A 25757-nucleotide genomic window follows, 5' to 3' on the forward strand; every position below is an offset into this window, starting at 1 on the left:
TATCTCCAGTGCGGTTAGTGGGCCACGGCGGCGGCGCCGTGCTCGTCGATCAGATGACCGGTATAGAAACGATCCAGCGAGAAAGGCGCGTTCAACGGATGCGGCTCGTCCTTCGCGATCGTGTGCGCATAGGCCCAGCCCGAGCCCGGGGTCGCCTTGAAGCCGCCCGTGCCCCAGCCGCAGTTGAAGTACAGGCCCTTCACGTCGGTCTTGGAGATGATCGGGCACGCATCCGGCGAGACATCGACGATGCCGCCCCACTGACGATTCATGCGCACGCGCGAGAACACCGGGAACATCTCGACGATCGCTTCCAGCGTGCCTTCGATGATGTGAAAGCTGCCGCGCTGCCCGAAGCCCGTGTACTGATCGACGCCCGCGCCGATCACGAGATCGCCCTTGTCGGACTGGCTGATGTACGCGTGCACCGCGTTCGACATCACCACCGTGTTCACGACCGGCTTGATCGGCTCCGACACGAGCGCCTGCAGCGGATGGCTTTCGAGCGGCAGGCGCACGCCGGCCATGTCTGCGAGCGTCGTCGTGTTGCCCGCCGCGACGACCGCGACCTTCTTCGCCTTGATGAAGCCCTTCGTCGTGTCGACGCCCGTCACCTGGCTGCCGTCACGACGAATGCCCACGACCTGGCAGTTCTGGATGATGTCGACGCCCGCCCGATCCGCGCCGCGCGCGAAGCCCCACGCGACCGCATCGTGACGCGCGACGCCGCCGCGACGTTGAATCGATGCACCCAGCACCGGATAGCGGCTGTTGAGGTTGATCGTCGGCTCGATTTCCTTGATCTGCGCCGGCGTGAGGAATTCCGCATCGACGCCGTTCAGACGGTTCGCGTTCACGCGGCGCTCGGTGTCGCGCACGTCCTGCAGCGTGTGCGCGAGATTCATCACGCCGCGCTGCGAGAACATCACGTTGTAGTTGAGGTCTTGCGAGAGGCCTTCCCACAGCTTCATCGCCTTTTCGTAGAGCGCGGCCGATTCGTCCCACAGATAGTTCGAACGCACGATGGTCGTGTTGCGCGCGGTATTGCCGCCGCCGATCCATCCCTTCTCCAGAATCGCGACGTTCGTGATGCCGTGCTCCTTGGCCAGGTAATACGCGGTCGCGAGACCATGTCCGCCGCCGCCGACGATCACCACGTCGTACTCGCGCTTCGGCTCGGGACTTCGCCACTGGCGCTCCCAGTTCTCGTGATACGACATGCCGTTGCGCAGCAGGCTGAAGATGGAATAGCGGCTCATGGTGTATCTCTTCCTTCGTGGGGTCCTGAATTCAGCATTCGATGACGTTCACGGCGAGGCCACCGCGCGACGTCTCCTTGTATTTCGTCTTCATGTCCGCGCCGGTTTCGCGCATCGTCTTGATCACGGAATCGAGCGACACATAGTGCGTGCCGTCGCCCTTCATCGCCATGCGCGCGGCGTTGATCGCCTTGATCGCGCCCATCGCGTTGCGCTCGATGCATGGAATCTGCACGAGTCCGCCGACCGGGTCGCAGGTCATGCCGAGGTTGTGCTCCATGCCGATCTCGGCCGCGTTCTCGACCTGCGCGGGCGTGCCGCCCATGACGGCGGCGAGCGCGGCGGCGGCCATCGAGCACGCGACGCCGACTTCGCCCTGACATCCCACTTCCGCGCCGGAGATCGAAGCGGTTTCCTTGTAGATGATGCCGATGGCCGCGGCCGTCAGAAGGAAGCGCACGATGCCGTCATCGTTCGCGCCGTGCATGAACTTCACGTAGTAATGCAGCACGGCGGGAATCACGCCGGCGGCGCCGTTGGTCGGCGCGGTGACGACGCGCCCGCCCGACGCGTTCTCTTCGTTGACGGCCATCGCGTAGAGATTGACCCAGTCGAGCATCGACAAGGGATCGCGCAGCGACTCTTCCGAACGCGAACGCAGCGAGGCGCAGAGATCCGCCGCGCGGCGCTTCACGTGCATCGGGCCGGGCAATTCGCCGCGCTCCTTGCAGCCGCGCTCGACGCATGCGGCCATCACGCGCCAGACCGCGAGCATGCCTTCGCGCACTTCGGCTTCGGTGCGATTCGCGCATTCGTTCCGCATCGTCACTTCGGCGATAGACAGACCTGTCTCCTGACAGACGCGCATGAGATCGTCGCCGGTGCGAAACGGATGCGGCACCGTGTTGCCCGCGCGCAGACCGTTCACGCGATCGCCTTCGCGATTCACGACGAAGCCGCCGCCGACCGAGTAATACTCCTTTTCGACGAGCAGCTGGCCGTTCTCGTCGAACGCCTGAAAGCGCATGCCGTTCGGATGCACGATGCTCGATCCCGGCGCGCCCGGCATCAGCTTGCGATAGAAGCCGATATGCTCGCGCTCCTCGAACACGACATCGTGCTTGCCGAGCAGCTTGAGCCGCTTGGTCGCGCGGATTTGCGCGAGGCGCGGCGCGATCACGTCCGGATCGATGATATCGGGCAGATTGCCTTCGAGGCCGAGCAGCACGGCCTTGTCGGTGCCGTGGCCCTTGCCGGTCGCGCCGAGCGAGCCGAACAGCTCGGCGCGCACGCGGGTGACGAAGGCGAGCAGATTGGCATCCTCGATATGCGACGCGAAGCGGCACGCCGCGATCATCGGCCCGACGGTATGCGAGCTCGACGGTCCGATGCCGATCTTGAACAGATCGAAGACGCTGACGTTCATGGGCGGGTCCCTTGGGTTGGCGAAGTATCTCGGTATGGCGCTCATTGCACCAAAGCCTGAAAAGTCCCGATAGAACAAAAACGCCATCGAAATGGGACCGCGGCGTCAGCGCCGCTTTTCGCGTTCGGGCGACCTCGCGTTCGCCAGGATTTTTGATGCGCGTACGCGGCTCGATTGCACCGATCGCACTTCGGCGCACTTAACAGAGCATTTCGCGTACGGCGCGTTTTTGCGCATCTTCGTTGCACTTTCACGGTTTTTGAGACTGGTCCGAAGCATCGAACAGGCGTGCATCGGTATATTCCCTAGGTGCTTGAGGTGACCGACGTCGACCGACTTCGGATCACCGTCCTGTCCGCCCTTTCTCGATTCTCCGGTTGCATCGATGGAAACTCACGCCTTACCCGACCAGTTCTTCAAATCCTGGATTCTCGCCTTCCTTGTCGGCGTCGCCGTCGTCGGCACGCTTCAGGCAGTCGATCTTCTCGCGGTCGACCGCGTGCTCACGCGTCAGGCGCCCGTCTGGATCGCGCTGATGCTGCTCTGCTCGATCGATCCCGTGTTGCGCTACTTCGGCGTGTTGAAGGGCGAAGTCGAGCAGCGCTGGGCCGATTACACGATCGCGAGCGTGCTCGGGCGTGCGACCGGCGCGCTGATCGGCGGCGCGTTCGCCTGGGGCTTCGCCGTACTCGGCGGCTGAAGCGCGGCCCCGCTCATCCGTTCCCGTTCACGCGGCCGGCGTCACGCGACGCCGGCCGCGTTCCATTTCTGACAGACGCGCGACGCGCGCGGCCGAGTGATATGCTCGCTGGATAACGTCCAGCCGCACGTCTCCCGCATGAATGCCGCAGAGCCTCTCCCGCCGTCTTCCGTCGACGGTCAATCGAAATCGCGTATTCGCTTCGGCATCATCCTGCTGCCGAATTTCACGCTGACCGCGTTCGCCGGTTTCGTCGATCTGTTGCGCCTGTCCGCCGACGAAGGCGATTTCAGCCGCCCGGTGCGCTGCTCGTGGAGCGTGATCGGCGAGACGCTCGCGCCGGTGCGCGCGAGTTGCGGCATCCAGATCACGCCCTGGGAAACCTTCGATCAGGCCGAACCGTTCGATTACGTCGTCGTGGTCGGCGGCCTGCTGCATTCCGGTCCCGCGACGAGCGATGCGACGCTGCAGTTCATCCGCCGCGCGGCCGCGTCGAACGCGACGCTCGTCGGCATGTGCACCGGCGTGTTCTCGCTGATGCGCGCGGGCGTGCTCGAAGGACATCGCGTCTGCGTGAGCTGGTTTCACTACTGGGACTTCGTCGAGCGATTCCCGCACGCGGACGAGCACATGCTCGTCGCGGACCGGCTCTTCGTGATCGACAGACGACGTATTACATGCTCGGGCGGACGCGCTTCGATCGATGTCGCCGCCGCCATTCTCCTGCGTCACTTCGAAACGGCGACGGTGCAAAAGGCGCTGCGCATCCTGCTCGTCGACGACATGCAGAAGGGCAACGCGCCGCAGCCGCATCCGCCGGGTCTCGCGCCCGCGACGCATCCGAAGGTGAAACGTGCGATCCTGCTGATGGAGCAGCATGTCGGGCGTTCGCTCACGCTCGATGAGCTCGCGCACAAGCTCGATCTGTCGACGCGGCAACTGGAGCGGCTTTTCAAGGCGGAGACGGGCAAGGCGCCGCAGGCGTATGCGAAGCAGGTGCGGCTGCGCACGGCCGCGTGGCTGCTGACGAGTTCCGACAAGACAGTCGCCGATATCGCGTCGAGTTGCGGCTTCTCCGATGCATCGCATCTCGGCCGCGAATTCCGCAAGCAATTCGGCCTGCCGCCGATGATGTATCGCGAGCAGGGCGGCGCGCCTGATGCGCAGGAAGCGACTCAGGCAATGGACTACGACGAGACTTTCCCAGGCCGCGCGCAGGCAATCTAGCAGCATCTGTACTCGTTTTCCGCGGCTCATCAAACCAAGGAGGAACGGCATGGAGACTCACGGATACTCGCAGGAAGAATGGAAAGTGCGCTGCGATCTGGCGGCGCTTTATCGCGTGATCGGGCACTTCCGCTGGACCGACATGATCTTCACGCACATCAGCGCGCGCGTGCCGGGCAAGGAGCATCACTTCCTGATCAATCGCTATGGCGTGCTCTTCGACGAGATGCGCGCGTCCGATCTCGTGAAGATCGATCACGAGGGACGGCCGGTCGATGCCGTCGCGCGCGATGATCCCGAGCGGTATCGCGTGAATCCGGCGGGCTTCACGATTCACTCCGCCGTTCATATGGCGCGACCCGATGTGTTCTGCGTCGTGCATACGCATACGGCGGCGGGCGCGGCGGTATCGGCGCAGAAGCAAGGCCTGTTGCCGATCAGCCAGCACGCACTGAAGTACTACGGGCATCTCGCGTATCACGATTACGAAGGCATCGCGCTGGATCTCGCGGAGCGCGACCGGCTCGTCAACGATCTCGGCACGCATAACGCGATGATCCTGAAGAACCACGGCTTGCTGACTTGTGGAAAGTCGATTCCCGAGGCGTTCCAGGAAATGTATTTTCTCGAAAGGGCTTGCGAGATTCAGATTCGGGCGCTCGCGGGAAATGCGGAATTGAATCTGCCGTCGCGGAAGGTGTGTGAATTGACGGCGGAGCAGTATCGTCGCGATGAGGCCGACGGCATCATGGCGCTGCAATGGCAAGCGGCGTTGCGGATGATCGAAGGCGCGAAGCCCGATTATCGGACCTGACGCGCCTTCTTCGCGTCACTGCACTCAGTTGCCGGCGACGTAAGCCTTCACCGCCGGCAATCCCTCCTTCCCGTCGAACGTCTTCACGCCCGCAAGCCATTTATCGAGCACGGCCGGATTCGCCTTCAGCCATTCGCGCGCGGCCTTGTTCGCATCCGTCTTGTTCATGATCGGCAGCATCACGTGGTTCTCGATATCCGTCGTGAACTGCAGGTTCGACACGAGCTTCGCGACGTTCGGGCAGCGCGTGTCGTAATCGGTCGGCGTGACGGTCAATACTTTTGCCTCGCCATAGTTCGGCCCGAATACATCGTCGCCGCCCGCGAGGTAGTCGATCTTCATCTGCACGTTCATCGGATGCGGCTCCCAGCCGAGAAACACGATCGGCTTCTTGTCACGGATCGCACGATTCACTTCGACGAGCATGCCCGCCTCACTCGATTCCACGAGCTTGAACTTGCCGAGCCCGTACATGTTGTTGTCGATCATCTTCTTGATGAGCGCGTTGCCGTCGTTGCCCGGCTCGATGCCGTAGATCTTGCCGTCGAGCTTGTCGTAATTCTTCGCGATGTCGCTGAAGTTCTTGATGCCCGCCTGATACGCGTAGTCGGGCACCGCGAGCGTGTACTTCGCGCCGGTCAGGTTCGGTGTCGGCAGAACCTTTACTTGATTAGCTTTCCTGAACGAATCGATCATCGGGTCCATCGTCGGGGACCAGTAACCGAGGAACACGTCGATCTGCTTGCTCTTCACGCCCGCGAACGTGATCGGCACCGAAGCGATCGTCTTCGTCGGGTTGTAGCCCAGTCCTTGAAGAATGGTCGATGCAAGTCCGGTCGTCGCGGCGATATCCGTCCAGCCGACATCCGCGAAGTGCACGTTCTTGCACGCGGCAGGCTCGGCGGCGTTCGCCGCATAAGCACCCGACAGCATCGCCGCTACCATCGACGCGATCCACAAGCGTTTCATGTATTTCTCTCCCAGGTTTCTCGAGGGCATGGCACGGCCCGCGCGCGAGTCCTTCGAAGCCCGCGCGGGCCAAGGAATTCAAACAGGAACGGTGTCAAGCCGACAAACGGCGCTCCACACTGGGCGCATGCCCGAACTGCGCGCGATATGCCTTGCTGAAGTGACACGGCGAATGGAAGCCGCAGACGCTCGTCACGCGCGCGATCGATGCATCGGTGTTGCGCAACAGCTCGCGTGCGCGGCGCAATCGCAGCGTCAGGTAGTAATGCGTCGGCGACACGTTGAGGAACATCTTGAACATGCGCTGCAAATGACGCTGCGACAGATGCACGAGACGCGCGAGCTCTTCGAGCGACAGCGGCTCCTCGATGTTCGCCTCCATCAGCCGCACCACTTCGACGAGCTCGGCGCGCGAGAAGCCGACGCGCGCATCGACGGGAATGTGCTGATAGTCCGTCGATCCACGAATGCGCTCGACGATAAATTGCTCCGACACCTGCGCCGCGTGCGCCTGGCCGAGCCGCATGCCGACGAGATTGAGCATCAGGTCGAGCGGAGCAGTGCCGCCCGTGCATGTCATGCGGTCGCGATCGATCACGAAAAGCTCGTCGGCGAATCGCACATGCGGGAAGCGCTTGTTGACCGGCGACATGTCTTCCCAGTGCAGCGTGCAGCGATAACCATCGAGCAGCTTCGCGGCGAGCAGCGCATACGGCCCGGTGCAGATGCCGCCGAGCGGAATGCCCGCTTCGTGCGCGCGTTGCAGCAGTTCGATGACCTTGTCGTCGACATAGTCGGCGACGTGCCAGCCCGCGCACACGATCAGCACATCCGGCATGCCCGCTTCGTCGAGCGTCACCGTCGGCTTCACGGTGATGCCGTTGCTCGCGCGCGCGGGTTCGCCGTCCGGCGTGATGATCGACCATCGATAGTGCTGCGCGCGGCCGACATAATTCGCCATGCGCAGCACCTCGACCGCGCTCGTGAACGCGATCATCGAAAAGTTCGGCAGCGTGAGAAAGCCGAAGTGCGCGAGACTGGACAACGGTGAACTCGTTACCGCCGGGACGATCGCGTCGCGCTTCATGGGTCGTTGCCTTGATTTAGCTCTGTTGCGTCGCCGGTTCGCGGCGCACCTTCATCACGTTCTTCAGGCCGGAGAAGAGCGGCGCACGCGCCATGCCGGGCGCACGTCCGAAGCTTTCGGTGATGCGGTCGAGAATGATCGCCAGCAACACCACCGACAAGCCGCTCTCGAAGCCGAGACCGATATCGAGACGCTGAATCGAGGCGAGCACATCGTTGCCGAGACCGCCCGCGCCGACCATCGACGCGATGATCACCATCGACAACGCCATCATGATCGTCTGGTTCACGCCGGTCATGATCGACGGCAGCGCGTTCGGAATCTGCACCTTGTAGAGCAACTGGAACGAGGTGCAGCCGAACGCCTGGCCCGCTTCCACGATCTCGCGATTCACCTGCTTGATGCCGAGCGCGGTGAGACGCACGGCAGGCGGCATCGCGAAGATGACGGTGGCCAGAATCCCCGGCACGCGGCCGAGACCGAACAGCATCGCGGCCGGAATCAGGTAGACGAAGGCGGGCATCGTCTGCATCAGGTCGAGCACGGGGCGCACGGCCATTTCGACGTACTTGCTCTTCGACGTCCAGATGCCGAGCGGAATGCCGAGCAACAGGCTGATGACCGTGGACGACAACGTGAGGCCGAGCGTGATGACCATCTGGTCCCAGAAGTTCGTCGCGTAGATCAGCAGCAGCGAAGCCAGCACGAACACCGCGAATCGCCAGCCGACGCGCCACAGGCCGATGCCGACGAAGATCGCCATCAGCAGCCACATCGGGATGGCCTGCAGGCCATGCTCGACGGCCGCCGCGAATGTTTCGATGACCTTGCCGATGGAATCGAAGGTCTTCGCGTCGTGATCGAGGAGATAGTGGACGCCGTGGTCCACCCAACTGCCAAGCGGAATGATTTCAGACATGGGAACCTCGATGGTGCGTAAGGACCTTCAGGACATTGGTCTTGTTGATCGAACCGCAATACGAGCCGTCCGAGTCGACGACGGGCAGCGGCGCGGGGCTTGCGACCACGCGGTTCACGACCTCGTCCAGCGCGACGTGACGCTCGATGCATTCGATGGGATTGATGCGCGGTGCGGCATTGCCGTTCGCATCGCGTCCGACGAAACCACGGATGCGGCGTTCGCCGTCGAGCACGAACGCGTAGTCGGCGCTGCCGTTGAGCGTCGCCGCGATGCTCGATGCGTCGATTTGCGGCGAATGCCTGATAATCGGCACGGCGTCCGTCTGCATCAGGTCGCCGGCCGTGAGATAACGGCTCGTGTCGATGCCTTCGAAGAAGGCCTCCACGTAGTCGTCGGCGGGATTTGTGATGATTTCCTGCGGCGTGCCGATCTGCACGACGCGGCCGCCCTCCATGATCGCGATGCGCGTGCCGATGCGCATCGCCTCTTCGAGATCGTGCGACACGAAAAGAATCGTGCGCCGCTGCTCGCGTTGCAAATCGAGCAGCACGTTCTGCATTTCCTTGCGCTTCAAGGGATCGAGTGCGGAGAACGCCTCGTCCATGATCATCAGCGATGGATTCACGGCGAGCGCGCGCGCAAGACCCACACGCTGCTGCATGCCGCCCGATAGCTGCGCGGGCAACTTCTGTGCGAACGGCGCGAGGCCCACCTGCTCCAGCACGGTCATCGCGCGTTGTTCGCGCTCCTTCTTGCCGACGCCCGCGACCTCGAGGCCGAATGCGGCGTTGGAAAGAACCGTGCGCTGCGGCATGAGCGCGAAGGACTGGAACACCATGCTCATGTCCTTGCGTCGCAGGGACGTGAGTTCGGACCGCGGCACCGCGGCCACGTCGCGGCCATCGATCAGCACCTTGCCCGCGGTCGGCTCGACCAGCCGGTTGATGAGCCGGATCAGCGTGGATTTGCCCGAGCCGGACAGGCCCATCAGCACGAAGATCTCACCTTCCTTGACGTCAAAGGAGACGTTATGGACGCCGACGATCTGTCCGGTGCGCTTGAAGACCTCTTCCTTCGTCGCGCCGCCGGCCAGCATGTCCAGCGCCTGTTTGGGACTGTTGCCGAAAACCTTGCACAGTCCCTCGACTACCACCTTGGGGGAATTCATCGAATATCTCCTGGCGTGTGCGGACGTACGTCCGCGCTGTGCATACATAGTTGCTAGAAAAAAGTCTCATCAGCCGACTATTTGCGACAACCACATGAGGAAATACGACACTGGAATAAGCGCGAAAGTGCCGACGCCGGATCGGAGCCTTACTGGGTAAGGGTTTGCGGGGTGCGAAGAGAACGATCTTGCGATTTTCGGCATGTCGCGCAGAGACAAGTCGCGAAGCCATTTTTCGATGCAGGCGGCTTGCGAAGCGCGCGTCAGCAAGACGAAAGGGAGGAAAAAAGATGTCGCGCGCGCGAAACGCGGAAAAACGAGGCGTCCGGCTGGAAGCCGAAGCGGTTTGAAACTACTAGAAAAACTACATAAAGATGAAGAATTGGCGGGCGGATCGTACGGCGTGTGCCGTCGTGTATTGCTGGTGTTGTGTTTCCCGCGCCGCCATCAATCACGCATTACAGACGGAAGCCGAAAGCCGTGCCGCGTGCCTTGCGCTGGCGCTCGGCTTCACGAAAACGTGCTTGATACGAATAGTCTTTGTCCATCGGCAGGTGGGCCGATTCGAACATCGCGGCAAATTTTTGAAGCAGGGCGAAGAGGTAGCTCATGACTGACTCCGGTTAGTGATAAAGGGTTTTCCCTTAGAACGAATTATAGGGTTACCCCTGATCGATTTCTAGTGCAATGCAACATTTCTTGGAAAGAAATTTTGTAGTTTTTCTACATTTTACCGATTTCACGGCACCAGAAAAACGGGGACGGGCCGGGGAAGGCCACATGACGGACTTCCGGCGCCGAGGGCGAGCGAAACCGCGACACGCCGCCGCAGTGCGGAGTGTCGCGGGAATGTGACGGCGAGGGTCAGTGCGCCGGGGAAATGGCGCGGTGGTGCGCGTGACGCGCGTGCTTTTTCGGCGCGGTATCGGATGCGGCCGAGCTGACGGGCCGAACCGGCGAGGCATCGTCCTGCGCGTCGGAAGGGCCGCGCATGCTGAAGTTGGCGGAATCGGTGTCGAACAGCGACGCGAGCGTCGCCTGCTGGTTGAGCATCAGTTGCTCGGTGCGGTCCTGCTGCAGCTTGCCGTCGCGGCTCATGCGCAGCAGCACGGCCGTCTGGGCGATACCCGTCGCCATCGTGAGCAGCATCACGCAGACGATGATCGTCAGCATCGTCTTCATCCGGCGCGCGTGGGCCGCCGTCGACGTGCGCTGCTCGACGATCACCGCGTGCAGCGCGTCGATGGTGTCCGCGAACGCCGTGGCGCGGGCGCGGTCGAGTTCGGGCGCGGCGGCATCGCGGGCGCGGGCCTTCGCGAGCGGCCCGGCTTCGCTGCGCTCGCCACGATCACCGCGATCCCGTGCGATCAGCGCGGAAGCGAGCGCGGCGGGCGATTGCGCCCCGTTTTCCGGCGCGACGGACGTGCTGATGCTCGCCGATCGCGTCGCGACAGCGGCGATCGCGCCGGCTTTGCCCGCCGACTTGCCATCGTCCGGCGGCGGCACGTCGAAGTGGGGCAATTCGTCCTGAAACAGGCCCTGCACCGCTTCGACCGATGCGACGCTCCCGCGCGCCGCGCGTTTCGCCGCGACGGACTCGGCCGCGTTCCCGCCCTGCGATGCGGTCCCGCCATTCGACTGCACTGCCGCGAGAAACACGTCCGGCAGCTCGAAACCTTCGAAGGTGCCCTGGCGGATATCGGTGTTCATTGCCTGGAGATGCGCGCGTTCGGCGTCCTCGGCGAACAGGTCCAGCGTCTCGCTACCGCGCAAGGCTTCGCTCAACTGCGCGAGGCGCTGCGCTGATCGGGCGGCGCGGGCGAGCTTCTTTTCGGTGTCGGCGGTGGTTTGCGTCGCCTGCAATTCATGCGGCTGCGTCGTGCGACGACGACGGGACGATGCGTCGGAATCTCTCTTTACTGCGGAATCTGGCATAGGTTCGAAAGGCGGCAGCGTTCAGGGACGGGGCACACCAGCGCTTCGGCGATTATTTTCGAGAGGCCGCATTGTCGCACGCCAGCGCGCGCAAACCAGCGTCCCGCTGGCGATTTCAGGCCGCATTGTCCTCGCGAAACTCGCGCACGACGTCGAGTTGCCGCAAACGCTCGCAAATCGCCCGATATTCCGTCGCGGACGCCCGCGACAGCTCCACCCGGACCTCGTCCAGGTCGGGCGAATCCTCGCTCTGCTGAACGACGAATTGCTTCACGCGCACGCTGCCCGGCCCGAGCGCCTCGTGCAGCGCATGAAAATCGAGCGTGCCGCGATCGACGAGCATCGTCAGCTGCCGGCGCTGCTTCACGGTGATGAAGCGGCGTTCGAGCGGCTTGATCCCCGCCAGAATGACGAGAATGATCGCCGTCGCCGCGATCGACGCCGTGTAGAGGCCGCCGCCGACGGCAAGCCCGATCGCCGCGACCGACCAGAGGCTCGCGGCGGTGGTCAGCCCGCGCACGATTTCGCCGCGCAGCAGGATCGAGCCCGCGCCGAGAAACCCGATGCCCGACACGACCTGCGCCGCGACCCGCGACGGATCGAGCACGACGTGATCGTACTTCAGCGCATCCTCGAATCCGTACGCCGACACGATCATGATGAGCGCCGAGCCGACGCACACGAGCATGTGCGTGCGCAGACCCGCCGCCCACGAAAGCCGCTCGCGCTCGAACCCGATCACGCTGCCGAGCGCCGCGGCCATCATGAGCCTCGACACCAGTTCCATATTTCCCAACATGTTGTCGTCTTCCTCTCGGTGAAAGGCCCGAGAACGCGGCGCTCCGGGCCGGTTTTGCTATCCTCTGCTGTTGCGTGTGCCCGGCGCGGGCGCGCGTCCCTCGGACCAATAAGAGTCTTCGTATGCAGGATCAGCCATCAAACGCATCGTCACCCATGCAATCGACGAACCCGGAGTCCGCCGCGCAGTTGCACGCGCATTACGCGAACGTCGTGCTGCCCATCTGGCGCGGTCCGGGGTTCAATGCGGCGCTCGGCCTGGCGTATGAGGCCGTCGCACCGGGCGATCATGCGCCGCTGCCGCCGAAGCGCTATCGCGCGATGGCCTGCGCCCGGCAGCTGTTCGTGTTCTCCGAAGCCGGCGACCTCACGCACGCCGCGACGCTGTTCGAATCGCTACGGCACTATTTTCAGGACAAGCGAAACGGCGGATGGTTCTACAGCGTGGATGCAAGCGGCGCGCCGCTCGAGCGGCAAAAGGATCTCTACACGCATGCGTTCGTCGTTTTCGCGTGCGCGCATTACGCGAGGAAAAGCGGCTCGGCCGACGCCTTCGCGCTGCTCGATGAAACGTCGCGGCTCGTCGAAGCGCGCTTTTCGAGCGGCGGCGATCTGCTCAACGCCGTGCTCGCCGAGGATTTCGGCGCGACGATCGAAACGCCGCTGCAGAATCCGCTGATGCATCTCGCCGAAGCGTGGCTCGCCGCGCGCGAAGCGACCGGCGAGCCCGCCTACGACAAGCGGCTCGCGCAGCTCGCGCAGTCCGTCGCGGATGCGTTCGTGCACGAGCCGAGCGGCTCCATCGCCGAATTGCCGATGGGCACGGCGGGCAACCGGCTGGAGCCGGGCCACCAGTTCGAGTGGTATTTTCTGGCGCAGGGCAGCGCTCACCCCGCGTTCGAGGCGGCAGGGCTCAACGAACGGCTCGCGCGCGCGTTCGCGTTCGCGCAGCGGCACGGCGTGGACCCGGAGACGGGCGGCGTATATGCCGCCATCGACGAAGCCGGGCGCGTGATCGACGGCACGCAGCGCATCTGGGCGCAGACGGAATATCTGCGCGCGCTGGCCACCCGCGGCGACGCCGTCGGCGGGCAAATCGGGCGCTTCCGCGCGCGTTTCCTGCATGAAACGGGCTGGGTGGAATGCCGCTCGGCGACGGGCGAGATCGCGCGCGCCGAAATGCCGTCGACGACGCCGTATCACCTCGCGACGTCGTACGCGGCCTTGCCCGCTTGAGCCGGCTCAGGCGAGCTGGAACACCGAAACGGCCGCCTTCAGTTGCCGCGTCTGCTCGTGCAGCGACGACGCGGCCGCGGCGGCCTGCTCGACGAGCGCCGCGTTCTGCTGCGTCATCTCGTCCATCTGCGTGACGGCCTGATTGACCTGCTCGATGCCCACGCTCTGCTCCAGCGACGACGCGCTGATCTCCGCCATCATCTGCGTGACGCGCGAAATCGACGTCGATACTTCGCGCATCGCCGCGCCCGCGCGCTCGACGAGCACGGAGCCGTCGCTCACCTGCGCGACCGATTCGCCGATCAGTTCCTTGATTTCCTTCGCCGATTGCGCCGAACGCTGCGCGAGGCCGCGCACTTCGCCCGCCACGACCGCGAAGCCGCGGCCCTGCTCGCCGGCGCGCGCCGCCTCGACGGCCGCGTTGAGCGCGAGGATGTTGGTCTGGAACGCAATGCCGTCGATGACCGAGATGATTTCCGCGATCTTGTCCGAGCTCGCCGCGATGCCGCGCATCTTCTCGACGACGTCGTCCACCACGCCCGATCCGCGCGAGGTCGCGTCGAGCGCTTCGCCCGCGAGCGTGTTCGCTTCGCGCGCGTGCTCGGCGTTCTGACGCACGGTCGCGGTCAGCTCTTCCATGCTCGATGCGGTTTCTTCGAGCGAAGCGGCCTGATTCTCCGTGCGCGCGGACAGATCCGCGTTGCCGCTCGCGATTTCATCGGCGCCGAAGTTGATCGAATCCGACGTCTCGCGCACCGTTTTCACCGTATTGGCGACGCTCGCCTGCATGGTCGCGAGTCCCGCGAACAGACGGCCGATTTCGTTCGTGCCGCGATCTTCGATGCGCTCGCCGAGCCGCCCGTTCGCGATGCGCTCGAAATGGCGTCCTGCTTCTTCCAGCGGCTCGATCACGCCACGGCGCAGCGCGACGTGCACGAGCGCGATGCCCGCGACCAGCGCCACCAGAATCACGATGCCCACCGCGCGGAACCACGCGTAACGCGTGTCGATCGATGCGAGATAGCCGCGGCCCGCCTCATCGCCGAAATTGACGAAGTTCTGCTGTTCCGCGAGATAGCGGTCCTGGAAGCCTTGCGTCGGCTGGTCGAGGAACGCCTGAATATTGCCCGCGTCGAGATACTGCACAAGCTCGCTCAACGCCTTCGCATACTCGGCGTATTTCGCCTGCAGCGCGGTCATGCGCGCCGTATTTTCCTCGCCGGTCTTCGGCGCGTTCAGGAACGCCGCGAACGACTTGTCCGCGGCCGCGATCTGCTCGCGCGCGTGCTGGACGATCTCCGTCGGCTCCGTGCCGCCGCGCACCATGCGCGTGCCGGCGCGCGAGAGGTTGATGCGCGCATCCATCAGGTGCTGCGTGGTCTTGTTGACCGAGTTGACCTGCTTCAATGCGATATCGGACAGGCTGCCGACATCGTCATGGGTGCGCGAGAGGGACCAGAAACCGAGCCCTTCGGTCACCAGTTGAAAGAGACAGAACACGACGAGAACCGCGAGCAACCCCGATGAAACCTTGATCTTTCCGAACATCACTTGCACCTACGCTTTCCGAAATTGGGCCCGCCCATGCGGGGACAGTGCGGGTTTACGGCAAGCGGGCGGCAAAGCTTGAATCGTTTGCCGCGAAGTCGGGTCTACGCGAATGCAGGATCGCGCCGCTCCGGCGGAAACATCGTCGAAGGGGCGCGCATGCCGTCCGAAACGCACCATTGCACAATTTTTGCGTGACTTCCTTGCAGTGCGGGCGAACGCTTCCTATTGTCTTTGCAGGACGGCACCGAACCCACCCAAGGAGTGTCCGAATGGCCGAAATTGTCGATATCGCGCGCGGTGCGCTGAATGCGCAACCGTTCAGCGCCTTGCTCGGAACAAAACTGATGCAGGTCGATTCAGCGAGTCTCACGCTGTGCCTGCCGATCAGGGATGAGTTGAGGCAACAACACGGCTTCGTGCACGGGGGAGTGGTGAGTTATCTCGTCGACAACGCGCTGACTTTCGCGGGCGCGCTGCGGCTCGGGCCGAAGGTCGTCACCGGCGAATACAAGATCAACTATCTGCGCCCGGCCGTCTCGGGGACGCTGATGGCGCGTGCGCGCGTCGTCCATGCGGGCATGACGCAGGCGACCTGCCAGTGCGACGTATTCGTCACCGATGGCGGCGCCGAGCGGCTCGTCGCGGTCGCGCAGGGCACGATCACGCGCATCGGCGAAATGGCTGCCGAACCGGTTCTTCACGCCTGAATTCTTTCAATCCCGTCGTCCGAAACAAAAAACCTCGCCGCGGCGAGGTTTTTTGTTGCCCGCAATGCGTCGCGGCTACTGCGCCGAAACGGTCTTTTGCGTCTGCTCGCCGAGACCCTGAATGCCGAGCTTCATCGTCTGGCCGGCCTTCAGGAACACCGCGTTCGGCTTCACGCCCATGCCGACGCCCGGCGGCGTGCCCGTCGAGATGACGTCGCCCGGCTGCAGGCTCATCACTTTCGACAGATACGCGACCAGTTGCGCGACCGTGAAGACCATCGTCTTCGTGTTGCCGTTCTGATAGCGCTTGCCATCGACTTCGAGCCACAGATCGAGCTTCTGCGGATCGGCGACTTCGTCTTTCGTGACGAGCCACGGGCCGATCGGGCCGAAGGTGTCGAAGCCCTTGCCCTTGTCCCATTGCGTGCCGTGCTCGAGCTGCCACTCGCGCTCGGACACGTCGTTGATCACGCAATAGCCCGCGACGTAATCGAGCGCGCTGGCTTCGTCGACGTACTTCGCTTCCTTGCCGATCACCACGCCGAGCTCGACTTCCCAGTCGGTCTTCACCGAGTTGCGCGGGATTTCGACGTCGTCGTTCGGGCCGCAGATCGCGCTAGTCCACTTGCCGAAGATGACCGGCTCGGTCGGCACGGGAAGATTCGATTCGGCGGCGTGATCGGCGTAGTTCAGGCCGATGCACACGAACTTGCCGACGCGGCCCACGCACGGTCCGATACGCGGATTGCCGTCGACGACCGGCAGCGACGCCGGATCGGTCGCGCGCAGTTTCGCCAGGCCCGCTTCGGTCAGCGTCGCGCCGGCGATGTCGTCGACGACCTTCGACAGGTCGCGAATCCGGCCCTCCGCGTCCAGCAGACCCGGTTTTTCCTGACCCTTGGGGCCGTAACGAAGCAGCTTCATCTGGTGTGATCCTCCTGGTTCCGAAAAAGACTGGCGGACGGTCAGTTAGACCAGCCGCCATCGATGATATGAATCTGGCCCGTCGTGAACGACGATTCGTCCGAGCCGAGATAGAGCGCCAGCGCCGCGATCTCTTCGGCGCGGCCGACGCGTCCCATCGGCTGACGCGCGACAAACGCGGCCTGCACCTGATCGACGCTCGCGCCCTGCGCCTTCGCCTGCTCCGCGATGCGGTCCTTCAGCGACGGCGATTCCACGGTGCCGGGGCAGATCGCGTTGCAGCGGATGCCGCGCGTGACGAAATCGGCGGCGACGGACTTCGTCAGCCCGATCACGGCCGCCTTCGACGCACCATACACGAAGCGGTTCGGCACGCCTTTCACGCTCGACGCCGCCGACGACATGTTGATGATCGAGCCGCCGCCTTTTTCCAGCATCTTCGGCAGGAAAGCGCGAATCGTACGATACATCGCCTTGGCGTTCAGGTCGAACGCGAAGTCCCAGTCGTCCTCGCTCGCCTCGAGAATCGAGCCGGCGTGCACGAAGCCCGCGCAGTTGAAGAGCACGTCGATCGCGCCGATTTCGCCGGCCAGCGCGTTGATCGCCTGCGCGTCGCGCACGTCCAGCTGGTGGACCTCGAAGGGCTTTCCTGCGAGCGATTCCGTGCGGATGTCGGTGGCGATCACACGCGCGCCCTGCGCCGCGAAAAGCTCGGCCGTCGCGAGCCCGATGCCTTGTCCCGCCGCCGTGATCAGCGCCGTCTTGCCTGCCAGTCTTTGTACCATCTACCGCTCCAGTCGAAAGTGTTTTTGAGACATGCCCGGTATATCAGCCGTTTCAGAGGCGATAGAAAGCGCGGGCGTTCGCGCCGAAAATCGCGTCTTGTTCAGTTTTTTCGAGATGTGACGTGAGATTTCTGGCCGTGCTGTGCCACGCAGTGTAGCTGCCGTTCATGTCGAGCACGGGCCAGTCGCTGCCCCACATCAGCCGCTGCGCTCCGAATTGTTCGAGCAGATGCGCGACGTAGGGTTGCAGCGTCTCGTCGGTCCAGTTCGGATTGGCTTCGGTTGCAAGGCCCGAAAGTTTGCAATGCAGCTTCTGTGGGAGCTTCGCGAGTTGCGCGATACCATCGGCCCACGGTTGCCAGCCCGCGTCGATGCCATCGCGGATCGGCGGCTTTGCGCCATGATCGACGACCACGCGCAACGTCGGATATCGCGCCACGAAATCGATCAGGGACGGCACATGCCGCGCGAAGATCAACGCATCGAAGGCGAGATCGAGGTCGATCAGGCGCTCGATCGCATCCTTGCGAGGCGCGTGTCCGATCCACGTATCGTCGGGCAAGTCCTGCAGCATCGGACGCACGGCCTTGAACTTCGGTTCGCGCGCGAATTCGTCGATGATCGTCGAGGCATCGGACGAATCGAGCGGCACCCAGCCGACGACGCCCGCGATCGAATCGTCGCCGCGCGCGAGATCGAGCAGATAGCGCGTTTCCTCGATCGTCGGCGCGGCCTGAACGACGACCGTCTTCGAAACACCGGCCGCCTTGCGCAGCGGCGCGAGATCGTCGGGACCGAACACGCGATACAGCGGCCTCATGTCCGGCGTGAGCCAGCCATAATCGCCGCGCGCGGGGTCCCAATAATGTTGATGGGCATCGATGCTCACGTGAGTTGTCATCGCGGCACCGGCGCGTTCGCGTGAAGCAGGCCTTCGGCGCGCAATGCGTCCCAGAGTGCGTGCGGGACCGGCGTCGCGAACGATGCCGCGTTCTCGCGCACTTCATCCGGCGTGCGCGCGCCCATCAGCACCGTGGCCACGACTTTATGCGCATAAGGAAACTGGATGGCAGCCGCCGATAGCGCGACGCCATGCGCGCGACACACGCGCTCCAGCTTGCCGACGCGCTCGACGATATCCTTCGGCGCATCGCCGTAATTGAACTTGAGATCGCCGTGAGCGTCGGCATCGAGACCGCGCGCGAGGATGCCCGAGTTGAACGCGCCGCCGAGCAGAATGCTCACGCCGCGCTTCTCGCATTCGGGCAATAAATCGTCGAGCGTATTTTGTTCGAGCAACGTGTAGCGGCCGGCGAGCAATGCACAGTCGATGTCGAATTCGGCCATCGCTTCCATCACTGCCGCGCCTTCGTTCACGCCGAGGCCGACCGCTTTCACGCCGCGCGCCTGCTTCAGCTCTTCGAGCGCGCGAAAGCCGCCTTCATCGGTCAGTTGCGTCCAGTAGCGCGCGTTCTGCTCGCCGTGCGTGACGCGGCCGATATCGTGGATCAGCACGACATCGATATCGGTCATGCCGAGCCGCATCTGGCTGTCTTCGAACGAGCGGAGAATGCCGTCGTAGGTGTAGTCGTAGATCGCCTGAAACGGCAGCGGCGCGGCCCAGCCTTCGCTGCCGTCGTAGGGCGTGGTGCGCGGCACGAAGCGCCGGCCGACCTTCGTCGAGAGCGCGAACTCGCCGCGCGGATAGCGGCGCAGCGCGTCGCCCAGACGATGCTCCGCCTTCGTGTGACCGTAGTGCGGCGCGGTGTCGAAAAAGCGGATGCCGGCCTGCCATGCGGCATCGACGGTCGCGCGCGCTTCGTCTTCCGTCAGCTCGTGATACAGGCCGCCGAGCGGCGCGGTGCCGAGCGACAGCGCGGTCACTTCCAGCGACGTGCGGCCGATCGTGCGCCGGCGCGAGACTGCTTCGTGCGCGTGTGCGGTCATGTGCAAACCTCGATCAGTTTGTTTCGGAAGCCGCTCTCAAGCCGCCACAGTAACGCGTCCCAGGCCGCCCGGCAAACAGGCGGGGCCGACCGGTTCGAAGGTTTTGTAAGTCAGGATGAATTCCTGGTGCCCGAGCGCTTCGGATTTCGACGCCGCGCCCTCCGCCACCGCAACGGTCACATCGACGATCTCGCGGCCCACTTCGTCGAGCGTCGCGCGGCCTTCGAGGATGCGGCCCGCGTCGACGTCCATGTCGCCGGCCAGATTGCGATAGGTCGACGGATTCGCGCAGACCTTGATCACGGGCGATATCGCCGAGCCGACCACCGAGCCGCGCCCCGTCGTGAAGAGAATCACATGACAGCCGCACGCGATCAGCTCGCCGATCTCCGCGTTGTCGCTGATATTGGGAAAGCCGAAGCGCGGTTCGCCGTCCGGCACGACATCGAGCAGATAGAGGCCGCCCGTCGGCGGCACGTCGCCCGGCTTGATGATGCCGACGATCGGCGACGCGCCGCTCTTCGAATACGCGCCGAGCGACTTCTCTTCCTGCGTCGTCAGCCCGCCGTCCGCATTGCCGACGGAGAACGAGCCGTGGCCCATCGTCGTGTAATAGCGCGCGGCCTTTTGCACGCATTCGACGATCGCGTCGCCGAGTTCGGGCCGGGCCGCGCGCCGCTTCATATGAAACTCGCAGCCGACGAGCTCGCCCGTTTCCTCGAAGACGCAGGCCGCGCCCGCGTCGATGAACGCATCGAATGCGCGGCCCACTGCCGGATTCGCCGTGATGCCGCTCGTGCCGTCGGAGCCGCCGCAGATCGTGCCGACGATCAGTTCGTCGAGCGCCATCGGCACTTTGTGTTGCGCGGCGAGTGTCGCGCGCGTCTCGCGCACCCAGTCGAGACCGTTCTGGATCGTGCTGCGCGTGCCGCCTGTTTCCTGGATCGTCAGCACGGCGGCGGGGCGGCCGCTCGCGCGCACGACATCCGCGAGATAGTGCTTGTTCATGCTCTCGCAGCCCAGCGAAACGAACAGCACGGCGCCGACGTTCGGATGCGTGCAGATGCGCTCCAGCATCTTTTCGGCGTAGCTGTTCGGATAGCAGCCCGGGAAACCGATCAGATGCACCGGCGGTTCGGCTTGCGGATCGAAGGCATCGAAATCATCGAACGATGGACGGAAGTGCGCGACGATCTCGCGTGCGACGTGATGCGCGCATTCGACGAGATACGCCACCGCGACGACATTGCGGATGCCTTTCTTGCCATCGGGGCGAAGATAGCCTTGCAGTGCGGGACTGTTCATGACTGTTTTCTAGTGCTGTACGTAAGCGTGCCCGGCGTCGTGCGTATACGTCGGGATGTAGTCGCTTTCCAGATTGTGCGTATGCAGATGCTCGCCGCGTGCGATGTCGGCGCTCACATGGCCGATGATCGCGCCGTAACGCAGCACCTTGTCGTCCTTCGACAACGCGCATCGCGCGAGCTTGTGCGCAAGCTCGATGGTCGTCGCGAGCGTCACGGCCTCGCCTTCGATCATCAGCGTTTCGCCGGCGGGCAGGCGCGCGGCGGCGATCAGGCAGTTGTCTTCCGGACTCAGCAGAATGAGGCGCGGATCGGTTGTTTCTTGCATTATCGATATCTCAGGTTTGTGCTTCGCCACCCGCGAGCCGCGCCACCATCAGCGAGCCGAGAATGATCGCGCCGTAGATCGCCTGAATCCAGAACGAAGGAACTTGCGCAAGTGTCAGCAGGTTTTGCACGACGCCCAGCAGCAAAACGCCTGACAGTGCGCCGAGCATCGTGCCCTTGCCGCCGTCGAGCGAGATGCCGCCGATGACCGCCGCGGCGAACACCGTGAAGATCATGCCGTTGCCCTGGTTGGCGTTGATCGCGCCGACATAGCCCGTCACGATCAGGCCGCCGATCGACGCGAGCACGCTGCCCAAAACAAAGACGCCCCACGTGATGCGCTCGACTCGAATGCCCGCCGCGCGCGCCGCTTCCGGATTGCCGCCGATCGCATAGAGCGCGCGGCCGAGACGGTGATAGCGCAGCATGAACGCGGCAAACGCGAACGCCGCCGCCGCGAGCCAGACGGAGACCGGCAGGCCGAGCACGAGCGTCGTGGCGAGCGTGAAGAACGACGGCGGCATGTCGAACAGCGTGCCGCCCTTGGTCGCGCCGACGAGCATCCCGCGCAACACGATCAGCATCGCGAGGGTGACGATGAACGCGTTCAGCCGCAGCCGCACGACCAGGAAGCCGTTGATGAAGCCGATCGCCGCGCCCACCACGGCGATCGCGGCGAGCCCCGCCGCCGCGGGCCATTCGAGCCCGAAGCCCGCAGACGCTGCCGGCATCACGAGCATCGCGCCGACGGCAGGCGCGATGCCGACCGTCGATTCGAGCGACAAATCGAACTTGCCCGTCAGTACGATCAGCGACTCCGCGAGCACGACGAGCGCGAGCGCCGCTGATGCGCCGAGAATGCTGATCAGATTCGCCTGCGTCAGAAAGCTCGGGCTGACGAACGCGCCGATCGCGAGCAGCAGCGCGAGCGCGGGCAATAGCGCGAGATCGCGAAAACGCGCGAGTTCGATGCGCGGGCGCTGGCGTTGCATCGGCACGCCGACGATCGCGGGACTGGAAACGTCATGCTTCATGGAGACTCACTCCTTCGACGGATGCGATGAGTTCATGGTCCTGCCATCCGGCAGGAAATTCGGCGGCGATCGCGCCACGGAACATCACGAGGACGCGGTCGCAAGTGCGCAGGTCGTCGAGTTCGCCGGAGACGACGAGCACCGCCTTGCCTTCGTCACGCACGCGCTCGACGACGCCGAGCAGCGCTTCCTTCGATTTGACGTCGACGCCCGCGGTCGGATCGATGAGCACGAGCACGTTCGGATCGGTGGCGAGCGCGCGTGCCATCACGACTTTCTGCTGATTGCCGCCGGACAGACCTGACACTTCGTGCTCGGGACCAAGTGTCTTGATGCCGAGCGCGGCGATCATGCGTCGTCCGAATGCGTTTTTCTTCGCCGGCGACGCGATTCCGAAACGGCCAAGTGTTCGCGCAATGGTCATCGACGCGTTTTCCGCGACGGATTGCGTGAGCACGAGGCCCTCGCGATGCCGGTCCTTCGGCACACAGCCGACGCCGTTCGCGAGCGCGGCGGGCACGTCACCGGGCGGCAGCGCGCGGCCATCGACTTCGATCGTGCCCCTGCGTTGCGCCTTCAGCCCGGCGATGGCTTCCGCGACACTCGTGCGGCCGCTCGTCGTCGCGCCCGTGAGCCCGATGACTTCGCCGCGACGCACGTCGAAGCTGACGTCGGCGTAGTCGGCGCCGGCCAGGCCGGACACGGAAAGCGCGACGGATGCATCGGCGGGCAGCGGAGCGCGCGTCGCCGCATCCGCGACCGCGAGACCGCCCTGCTCGCCCGTCATCGCCTCGATCAGCTTGTCGCGCGGCAACGCCGAAACCGGCGCGCTGACGATATGCCGCGCATCGCGCAGCACGGTCACCGCCTGACAGATTTCATACACTTCCTGCAAGTGATGGGAAATGAATAGAAAAGTGACACCTTCTGTCTGCAACTCTTCGATACGCCGGAACAGACGCTTGATCTCTTCGCCGTCCAACTGTGCAGTCGGCTCGTCGAGGATGATGAAGCGCGCGCCATACGACAGCGCCCGCGCGATCTCGACGAGTTGCCGCGCTTCGACGGTCAGATCGCCGGCGCGGGCGTCCTCGCGCACGTCGATCTTCCAGTGATCGAGCAGCGCGCGGGCGTCGCGACGCATGGTGCGCCAGTCGATGACGCCACCGCGCCGGTGCTGCCGGTTGATGAACAGATTTTCGGCCACCGACAACTCGCGGATGATCGTCGAATGCTGATAGACGCATGCGACGCGCTCACGCCACGCGTCGCGATCCGCGATCGGCGGCGCGGGCTCGCCGCCGAAGCGGATCTCACCGGCGTCGGGCTTGCGCAGGCCGGTGATCATCGAGACGAGCGTCGACTTGCCCGCGCCGTTGCGCCCGACGAGCGCATGCGATTCGCCGGGCAGCACGCGCATCGTGACGTCGGCGAGCGCGGCGGTCGAGCCGTAGCGCTTCGTCAAGCCCAAGGCCTCTACGACGGGCGCGCTCATTTCAGCGTGTTGCCCCAGAGGGACTTGTCGTCGACGTTGGCCTTGGTCACGAGCGGCGCGGGCAACTGATCCTCGAGAATGCCGGGCGCGCGCTGGACGATCGTGCTGCCGTGATCCGTCGGGCCAGGCTTGAACGTCTGTCCGGCGAGCGCCGCCTTGATATAGAAGAGACCGTACTTCGCGTAGAGATCGGCGGGCTGCGAGATGGTCGCGTCGATTTCGCCGCGGCGGATCGCGTCGTATTCCTGCGGGATGCCGTCATTGCTCACGATCACGATGTGCTTCTGATCGCCTGCCTTGACGAGCAATTGCTTGCGGCGCAGCGTTTGCAGCGTCGGCGACAGATAGACGCCGCCTGCCTGCATGTAGATGGCCTTCACATCTGGATTCGCGGTCAGCAGGCTGTCGAGCGCGGTCGCGGCGGCGTCGCCTTTCCAGGCGGCCGGAATCTCGAGAAGGCTCAACGACGGATATTTCTTCAGGCACGCGCGAAACGCCTCGGAGCGGTCGCGCCCGTTCACCGACGCCAGATCGCCCATGATCTGCACGACCTTGCCCGACTTCACGTGCTCGCCGATGTATTCGCACGACTTCGTGCCGTACGCGCGGTTGTCGGCGCGCACGACCATCGCAACCTTGCCCTGCGTCGGCGCGACATCCACCGCGACCACCGGCACGCTCTTCGCCGACGACGCATCGAGCGCCCGGCTGATCGCCGCGGAATCCAGCGGCCCGACGACGATGCCCCGCGCGCCCAGATTCAGCAGATTGTTCATGTCGGTGATCTGCTGCGCGGGATCGCCGTTCGAATTGACGGGCGCGAGGATATCGAGGCCCATCTCCTTCGCGTACTTCGGCAGGTAGTTGTTGTACGACTGCCAGAACGGCGATGTCAGCAGCGGCAAGCCCAAGCCGACTTTGCCGCTCTCGGCGGCATTGGCGAGGCCGATGGTGCCGATCGCAGCGATGGCGACGGCGAGTTTCCGGGTGAAGGTCATGCGTTTGTCTCCTGATGTGTCGGCCGGCGTTGGCGCGTTCGCGCCTTGCTCCGGTCCGATGCACTAGTGATTGCTGTTCTTCGTGATTGCAACGTGGGGTGCTACGGAAACTGTCGATGCACTAATTCATCAGTGAACGTATTATTCATATACGCACAATTCGAAGTCAAGAACGGCGTGCCACGAGACCGATCGGTAGTTTCCCTAGCCGGTTTTTCGCGAGCTGCATCGGCGTTCGCTGACAGAAGGCTTAAACTCGGCGCGAATTCATGAACCGACCCAGACTGCATATGGACGTGGAAGACAACGACGCCGATCGCTATCGCGCGCCCGCGCTCGACAAAGGGCTCGATATTCTGGAATTGCTGTCAGAACAGAAGTCGGGACTCACGCGCGCGGAAATCACGAAGATGCTCGGACGCAACGCGAGCGAGATGTATCGGATGCTGGAGCGGCTCGTCGCGCGGCAGTACGTCGTGCGCTCGCCCGAGGGCGATCGTTATTCGCTGAGCCTTAAGCTCTACGCGCTCGCGCATCGTCATCCGCCGATGAACCGGCTCATCGCCGAAGCGCTGCCGACGATGCAGCGTTTCGCCGACGCCGCCGAGCAATCGGTGCATCTCGCGGTCTACGATCGCGGCAATCTGCTCGTCATCGCGCAAGTGGACGGCCCCGGAACGTGGGGCATTTCGGTGCGGCTCGGCTCGCGCGTCGGCTTGATCGATACGGGTTCCGGACGCGTGATGCTCGCCTTCCAGAGCGACGAGCAACGCGAGCACATGCTCGCCGAACACACGAAGGTCAAAGGCGAACTCGCGCTCGATCGCGCGGTGCTCGACGCCGATTACCGGCAGATTCGCGAACTCGGCTATTCGAAGAAAGACAGCCAGCAAACGTTCGGCGTGACGGACGTGACCTATCCGCTGCTCGGGCCGTCCGGTCAGGCGATCGCCGCGCTCACCTGCCCGTTTATGCGGCGGATCGATGAATACGTCGCGCCGTCGATCGACGATGTCATGACGTTGCTGAAAGAAGCTGCGGCATCGCTTTCCATGATGCACGACTGAACAGCGCGCGCTTCGCGCGTTAGAATGGCGGCCCTCTCAAAAAGGCGGCGCGCCGCAACGCGTGCCGCCGTGTTCAA

At 64.1% G+C, this 25757-nt stretch carries 25 protein-coding genes; 6 read left to right on the forward strand and 19 right to left on the reverse strand.

The genetic code is table 11. The features are described from left to right. Positions 1 to 14: 14 nt before the first annotated feature. Together U4Y90_RS27665 and U4Y90_RS27670 are read right to left on the reverse strand one after the other, a co-directional pair. The gene (locus U4Y90_RS27665; RefSeq protein WP_321799410.1) at positions 15 to 1259 is read right to left on the reverse strand and encodes a sarcosine oxidase subunit beta family protein; all 1245 of its coding nucleotides are present in this window, start codon (positions 1257 to 1259) and stop codon (positions 15 to 17) included. A 31-nt stretch (positions 1260 to 1290) separates the two neighbouring features. Then, complete coding sequence (locus tag U4Y90_RS27670) at positions 1291 to 2685, reverse strand: L-serine ammonia-lyase (protein WP_321799412.1); 1395 nt, start codon at positions 2683 to 2685, stop codon at positions 1291 to 1293. A gap of 385 nt (positions 2686 to 3070) precedes the next feature. On the opposite strand from U4Y90_RS27670, the gene U4Y90_RS27675 reads away from it, so the two are divergent. From U4Y90_RS27675 to U4Y90_RS27685, 3 genes are all read left to right on the forward strand, one after another. Next, positions 3071 to 3385: a hypothetical protein gene (locus tag U4Y90_RS27675; RefSeq protein WP_321799414.1), complete on the forward strand. Its 315-nt coding sequence runs from the start codon at positions 3071 to 3073 to the stop codon at positions 3383 to 3385. Positions 3386 to 3523: 138 nt separating this feature from the next. Further along, complete coding sequence (locus U4Y90_RS27680) at positions 3524 to 4612, forward strand: GlxA family transcriptional regulator (RefSeq protein WP_321799415.1); 1089 nt, start codon at positions 3524 to 3526, stop codon at positions 4610 to 4612. Between the two features lie 49 nt (positions 4613 to 4661). Continuing rightward, positions 4662 to 5426: a class II aldolase/adducin family protein gene (locus U4Y90_RS27685; protein WP_321799416.1), complete on the forward strand. Its 765-nt coding sequence runs from the start codon at positions 4662 to 4664 to the stop codon at positions 5424 to 5426. Between the two features lie 24 nt (positions 5427 to 5450). Here U4Y90_RS27685 and U4Y90_RS27690 read toward each other — a convergent pair whose 3' ends face one another. From U4Y90_RS27690 to U4Y90_RS27720, 7 genes are all read right to left on the reverse strand, one after another. Beyond that, a complete protein-coding gene (locus tag U4Y90_RS27690; protein ID WP_321799417.1) occupies positions 5451 to 6395 on the reverse strand; it encodes a choline ABC transporter substrate-binding protein in 945 nt (314 codons plus the stop codon). 94 nt (positions 6396 to 6489) lie between these two features. Then, a complete protein-coding gene (locus U4Y90_RS27695; protein WP_321799419.1) occupies positions 6490 to 7482 on the reverse strand; it encodes a GlxA family transcriptional regulator in 993 nt (330 codons plus the stop codon). A 16-nt stretch (positions 7483 to 7498) separates the two neighbouring features. Then, positions 7499 to 8401 carry a choline ABC transporter permease subunit gene (gene choW / locus U4Y90_RS27700; protein ID WP_321799421.1) on the reverse strand — a complete coding sequence of 301 codons (903 nt, stop codon included), beginning with the start codon at positions 8399 to 8401 and terminating at the stop codon, positions 7499 to 7501. Continuing rightward, positions 8394 to 9572, reverse strand: a complete 1179-nt coding sequence (locus U4Y90_RS27705) for a glycine betaine/L-proline ABC transporter ATP-binding protein (protein ID WP_321799423.1) — start codon at positions 9570 to 9572, stop codon at positions 8394 to 8396. The genes choW and U4Y90_RS27705 overlap by 8 nt, the downstream gene beginning before the upstream one ends. A 458-nt stretch (positions 9573 to 10030) precedes the next feature. Beyond that, positions 10031 to 10183 carry a hypothetical protein gene (locus tag U4Y90_RS27710; RefSeq protein ID WP_321799425.1) on the reverse strand — a complete coding sequence of 51 codons (153 nt, stop codon included), beginning with the start codon at positions 10181 to 10183 and terminating at the stop codon, positions 10031 to 10033. Between the two features lie 253 nt (positions 10184 to 10436). Then, entirely contained in the window at positions 10437 to 11435 is a 999-nt protein-coding gene (locus U4Y90_RS27715; RefSeq protein ID WP_321799426.1) for a hypothetical protein, read from the reverse strand. A gap of 187 nt (positions 11436 to 11622) precedes the next feature. Then, entirely contained in the window at positions 11623 to 12306 is a 684-nt protein-coding gene (locus U4Y90_RS27720) for an MgtC/SapB family protein (RefSeq protein ID WP_321799427.1), read from the reverse strand. Positions 12307 to 12461: 155 nt separating this feature from the next. Here U4Y90_RS27720 and U4Y90_RS27725 point away from each other — a divergent pair, with 155 nt between their 5' ends. After that, positions 12462 to 13541, forward strand: a complete 1080-nt coding sequence (locus U4Y90_RS27725) for an AGE family epimerase/isomerase (protein ID WP_321799429.1) — start codon at positions 12462 to 12464, stop codon at positions 13539 to 13541. A 6-nt stretch (positions 13542 to 13547) separates the two neighbouring features. Here U4Y90_RS27725 and U4Y90_RS27730 read toward each other — a convergent pair whose 3' ends face one another. Then, entirely contained in the window at positions 13548 to 15089 is a 1542-nt protein-coding gene (locus U4Y90_RS27730; RefSeq protein WP_321799524.1) for a methyl-accepting chemotaxis protein, read from the reverse strand. Positions 15090 to 15361: 272 nt separating this feature from the next. Here U4Y90_RS27730 and U4Y90_RS27735 point away from each other — a divergent pair, with 272 nt between their 5' ends. Next, a complete protein-coding gene (locus U4Y90_RS27735) occupies positions 15362 to 15799 on the forward strand; it encodes a PaaI family thioesterase (protein WP_321799430.1) in 438 nt (145 codons plus the stop codon). A 75-nt stretch (positions 15800 to 15874) separates the two neighbouring features. Here the strand turns inward: U4Y90_RS27735 and U4Y90_RS27740 are convergent, their stop codons facing one another. From U4Y90_RS27740 to U4Y90_RS27780, 9 genes are read right to left on the reverse strand one after another with little or no spacing between them, the layout of a single operon-like run. Then, a complete protein-coding gene (locus U4Y90_RS27740; protein WP_321799431.1) occupies positions 15875 to 16723 on the reverse strand; it encodes an ureidoglycolate lyase in 849 nt (282 codons plus the stop codon). A gap of 41 nt (positions 16724 to 16764) precedes the next feature. Continuing rightward, entirely contained in the window at positions 16765 to 17508 is a 744-nt protein-coding gene (locus tag U4Y90_RS27745; RefSeq protein ID WP_321799432.1) for an SDR family oxidoreductase, read from the reverse strand. 52 nt (positions 17509 to 17560) lie between these two features. Next, positions 17561 to 18397: an amidohydrolase family protein gene (locus tag U4Y90_RS27750; protein WP_321799525.1), complete on the reverse strand. Its 837-nt coding sequence runs from the start codon at positions 18395 to 18397 to the stop codon at positions 17561 to 17563. 8 nt (positions 18398 to 18405) lie between these two features. Then, positions 18406 to 19455, reverse strand: coding sequence for an aldo/keto reductase (locus U4Y90_RS27755; protein ID WP_321799433.1), 1050 nt, complete (start codon positions 19453 to 19455; stop codon positions 18406 to 18408). A 36-nt stretch (positions 19456 to 19491) separates the two neighbouring features. Further along, a complete protein-coding gene (locus U4Y90_RS27760) occupies positions 19492 to 20760 on the reverse strand; it encodes a UxaA family hydrolase (protein WP_321799434.1) in 1269 nt (422 codons plus the stop codon). Positions 20761 to 20769: 9 nt separating this feature from the next. Next, the gene (locus U4Y90_RS27765) at positions 20770 to 21087 is read right to left on the reverse strand and encodes a UxaA family hydrolase (RefSeq protein ID WP_321799435.1); all 318 of its coding nucleotides are present in this window, start codon (positions 21085 to 21087) and stop codon (positions 20770 to 20772) included. Between the two features lie 10 nt (positions 21088 to 21097). Then, positions 21098 to 22120, reverse strand: a complete 1023-nt coding sequence (locus tag U4Y90_RS27770; protein ID WP_321799436.1) for an ABC transporter permease — start codon at positions 22118 to 22120, stop codon at positions 21098 to 21100. Next, on the reverse strand, positions 22110 to 23615 hold the full coding sequence (locus U4Y90_RS27775; protein ID WP_321799438.1) for a sugar ABC transporter ATP-binding protein: 1506 nt from the start codon (positions 23613 to 23615) through the stop codon (positions 22110 to 22112). Before U4Y90_RS27775 ends, U4Y90_RS27770 begins: the two co-directional genes overlap by 11 nt. After that, positions 23612 to 24613, reverse strand: a complete 1002-nt coding sequence (locus U4Y90_RS27780) for a sugar ABC transporter substrate-binding protein (protein WP_321799439.1) — start codon at positions 24611 to 24613, stop codon at positions 23612 to 23614. The genes U4Y90_RS27775 and U4Y90_RS27780 overlap by 4 nt, the downstream gene beginning before the upstream one ends. Positions 24614 to 24903: 290 nt before the next feature. On the opposite strand from U4Y90_RS27780, the gene U4Y90_RS27785 reads away from it, so the two are divergent. Next, entirely contained in the window at positions 24904 to 25680 is a 777-nt protein-coding gene (locus U4Y90_RS27785) for an IclR family transcriptional regulator (RefSeq protein WP_321799527.1), read from the forward strand. Positions 25681 to 25757 lie beyond the last annotated feature (77 nt).

The sequence above is a fragment of the Caballeronia sp. J97 genome, from assembly GCF_905220305.1.
Taxonomy (GTDB): Bacteria; Pseudomonadota; Gammaproteobacteria; order Burkholderiales; family Burkholderiaceae; genus Caballeronia.

What these genes read in the sequence shown, in the direction of transcription:
- U4Y90_RS27665 (WP_321799410.1), bottom strand. Translation starts at nt 1,259, where the DNA reads ATGAGCCGCTATTCCATCTTCAGCCTGCTGCGCAACGGCATGTCGTAT.
- U4Y90_RS27670 (WP_321799412.1), bottom strand. Translation starts at nt 2,685, where the DNA reads ATGAACGTCAGCGTCTTCGATCTGTTCAAGATCGGCATCGGACCGTCG.
- U4Y90_RS27675 (WP_321799414.1), top strand. Translation starts at nt 3,071, where the DNA reads ATGGAAACTCACGCCTTACCCGACCAGTTCTTCAAATCCTGGATTCTC.
- U4Y90_RS27680 (WP_321799415.1), top strand. Translation starts at nt 3,524, where the DNA reads ATGAATGCCGCAGAGCCTCTCCCGCCGTCTTCCGTCGACGGTCAATCG.
- U4Y90_RS27685 (WP_321799416.1), top strand. Translation starts at nt 4,662, where the DNA reads ATGGAGACTCACGGATACTCGCAGGAAGAATGGAAAGTGCGCTGCGAT.
- U4Y90_RS27690 (WP_321799417.1), bottom strand. Translation starts at nt 6,395, where the DNA reads ATGAAACGCTTGTGGATCGCGTCGATGGTAGCGGCGATGCTGTCGGGT.
- U4Y90_RS27695 (WP_321799419.1), bottom strand. Translation starts at nt 7,482, where the DNA reads ATGAAGCGCGACGCGATCGTCCCGGCGGTAACGAGTTCACCGTTGTCC.
- choW (WP_321799421.1), bottom strand. Translation starts at nt 8,401, where the DNA reads ATGTCTGAAATCATTCCGCTTGGCAGTTGGGTGGACCACGGCGTCCAC.
- U4Y90_RS27705 (WP_321799423.1), bottom strand. Translation starts at nt 9,572, where the DNA reads ATGAATTCCCCCAAGGTGGTAGTCGAGGGACTGTGCAAGGTTTTCGGC.
- U4Y90_RS27710 (WP_321799425.1), bottom strand. Translation starts at nt 10,183, where the DNA reads ATGAGCTACCTCTTCGCCCTGCTTCAAAAATTTGCCGCGATGTTCGAA.
- U4Y90_RS27720 (WP_321799427.1), bottom strand. Translation starts at nt 12,306, where the DNA reads ATGTTGGGAAATATGGAACTGGTGTCGAGGCTCATGATGGCCGCGGCG.
- U4Y90_RS27725 (WP_321799429.1), top strand. Translation starts at nt 12,462, where the DNA reads ATGCAATCGACGAACCCGGAGTCCGCCGCGCAGTTGCACGCGCATTAC.
- U4Y90_RS27730 (WP_321799524.1), bottom strand. Translation starts at nt 15,089, where the DNA reads ATGTTCGGAAAGATCAAGGTTTCATCGGGGTTGCTCGCGGTTCTCGTC.
- U4Y90_RS27735 (WP_321799430.1), top strand. Translation starts at nt 15,362, where the DNA reads ATGGCCGAAATTGTCGATATCGCGCGCGGTGCGCTGAATGCGCAACCG.
- U4Y90_RS27740 (WP_321799431.1), bottom strand. Translation starts at nt 16,723, where the DNA reads ATGAAGCTGCTTCGTTACGGCCCCAAGGGTCAGGAAAAACCGGGTCTG.
- U4Y90_RS27745 (WP_321799432.1), bottom strand. Translation starts at nt 17,508, where the DNA reads ATGGTACAAAGACTGGCAGGCAAGACGGCGCTGATCACGGCGGCGGGA.
- U4Y90_RS27755 (WP_321799433.1), bottom strand. Translation starts at nt 19,455, where the DNA reads ATGACCGCACACGCGCACGAAGCAGTCTCGCGCCGGCGCACGATCGGC.
- U4Y90_RS27760 (WP_321799434.1), bottom strand. Translation starts at nt 20,760, where the DNA reads ATGAACAGTCCCGCACTGCAAGGCTATCTTCGCCCCGATGGCAAGAAA.
- U4Y90_RS27765 (WP_321799435.1), bottom strand. Translation starts at nt 21,087, where the DNA reads ATGCAAGAAACAACCGATCCGCGCCTCATTCTGCTGAGTCCGGAAGAC.
- U4Y90_RS27770 (WP_321799436.1), bottom strand. Translation starts at nt 22,120, where the DNA reads ATGAAGCATGACGTTTCCAGTCCCGCGATCGTCGGCGTGCCGATGCAA.
- U4Y90_RS27775 (WP_321799438.1), bottom strand. Translation starts at nt 23,615, where the DNA reads ATGAGCGCGCCCGTCGTAGAGGCCTTGGGCTTGACGAAGCGCTACGGC.
- U4Y90_RS27780 (WP_321799439.1), bottom strand. Translation starts at nt 24,613, where the DNA reads ATGACCTTCACCCGGAAACTCGCCGTCGCCATCGCTGCGATCGGCACC.
- U4Y90_RS27785 (WP_321799527.1), top strand. Translation starts at nt 24,904, where the DNA reads ATGGACGTGGAAGACAACGACGCCGATCGCTATCGCGCGCCCGCGCTC.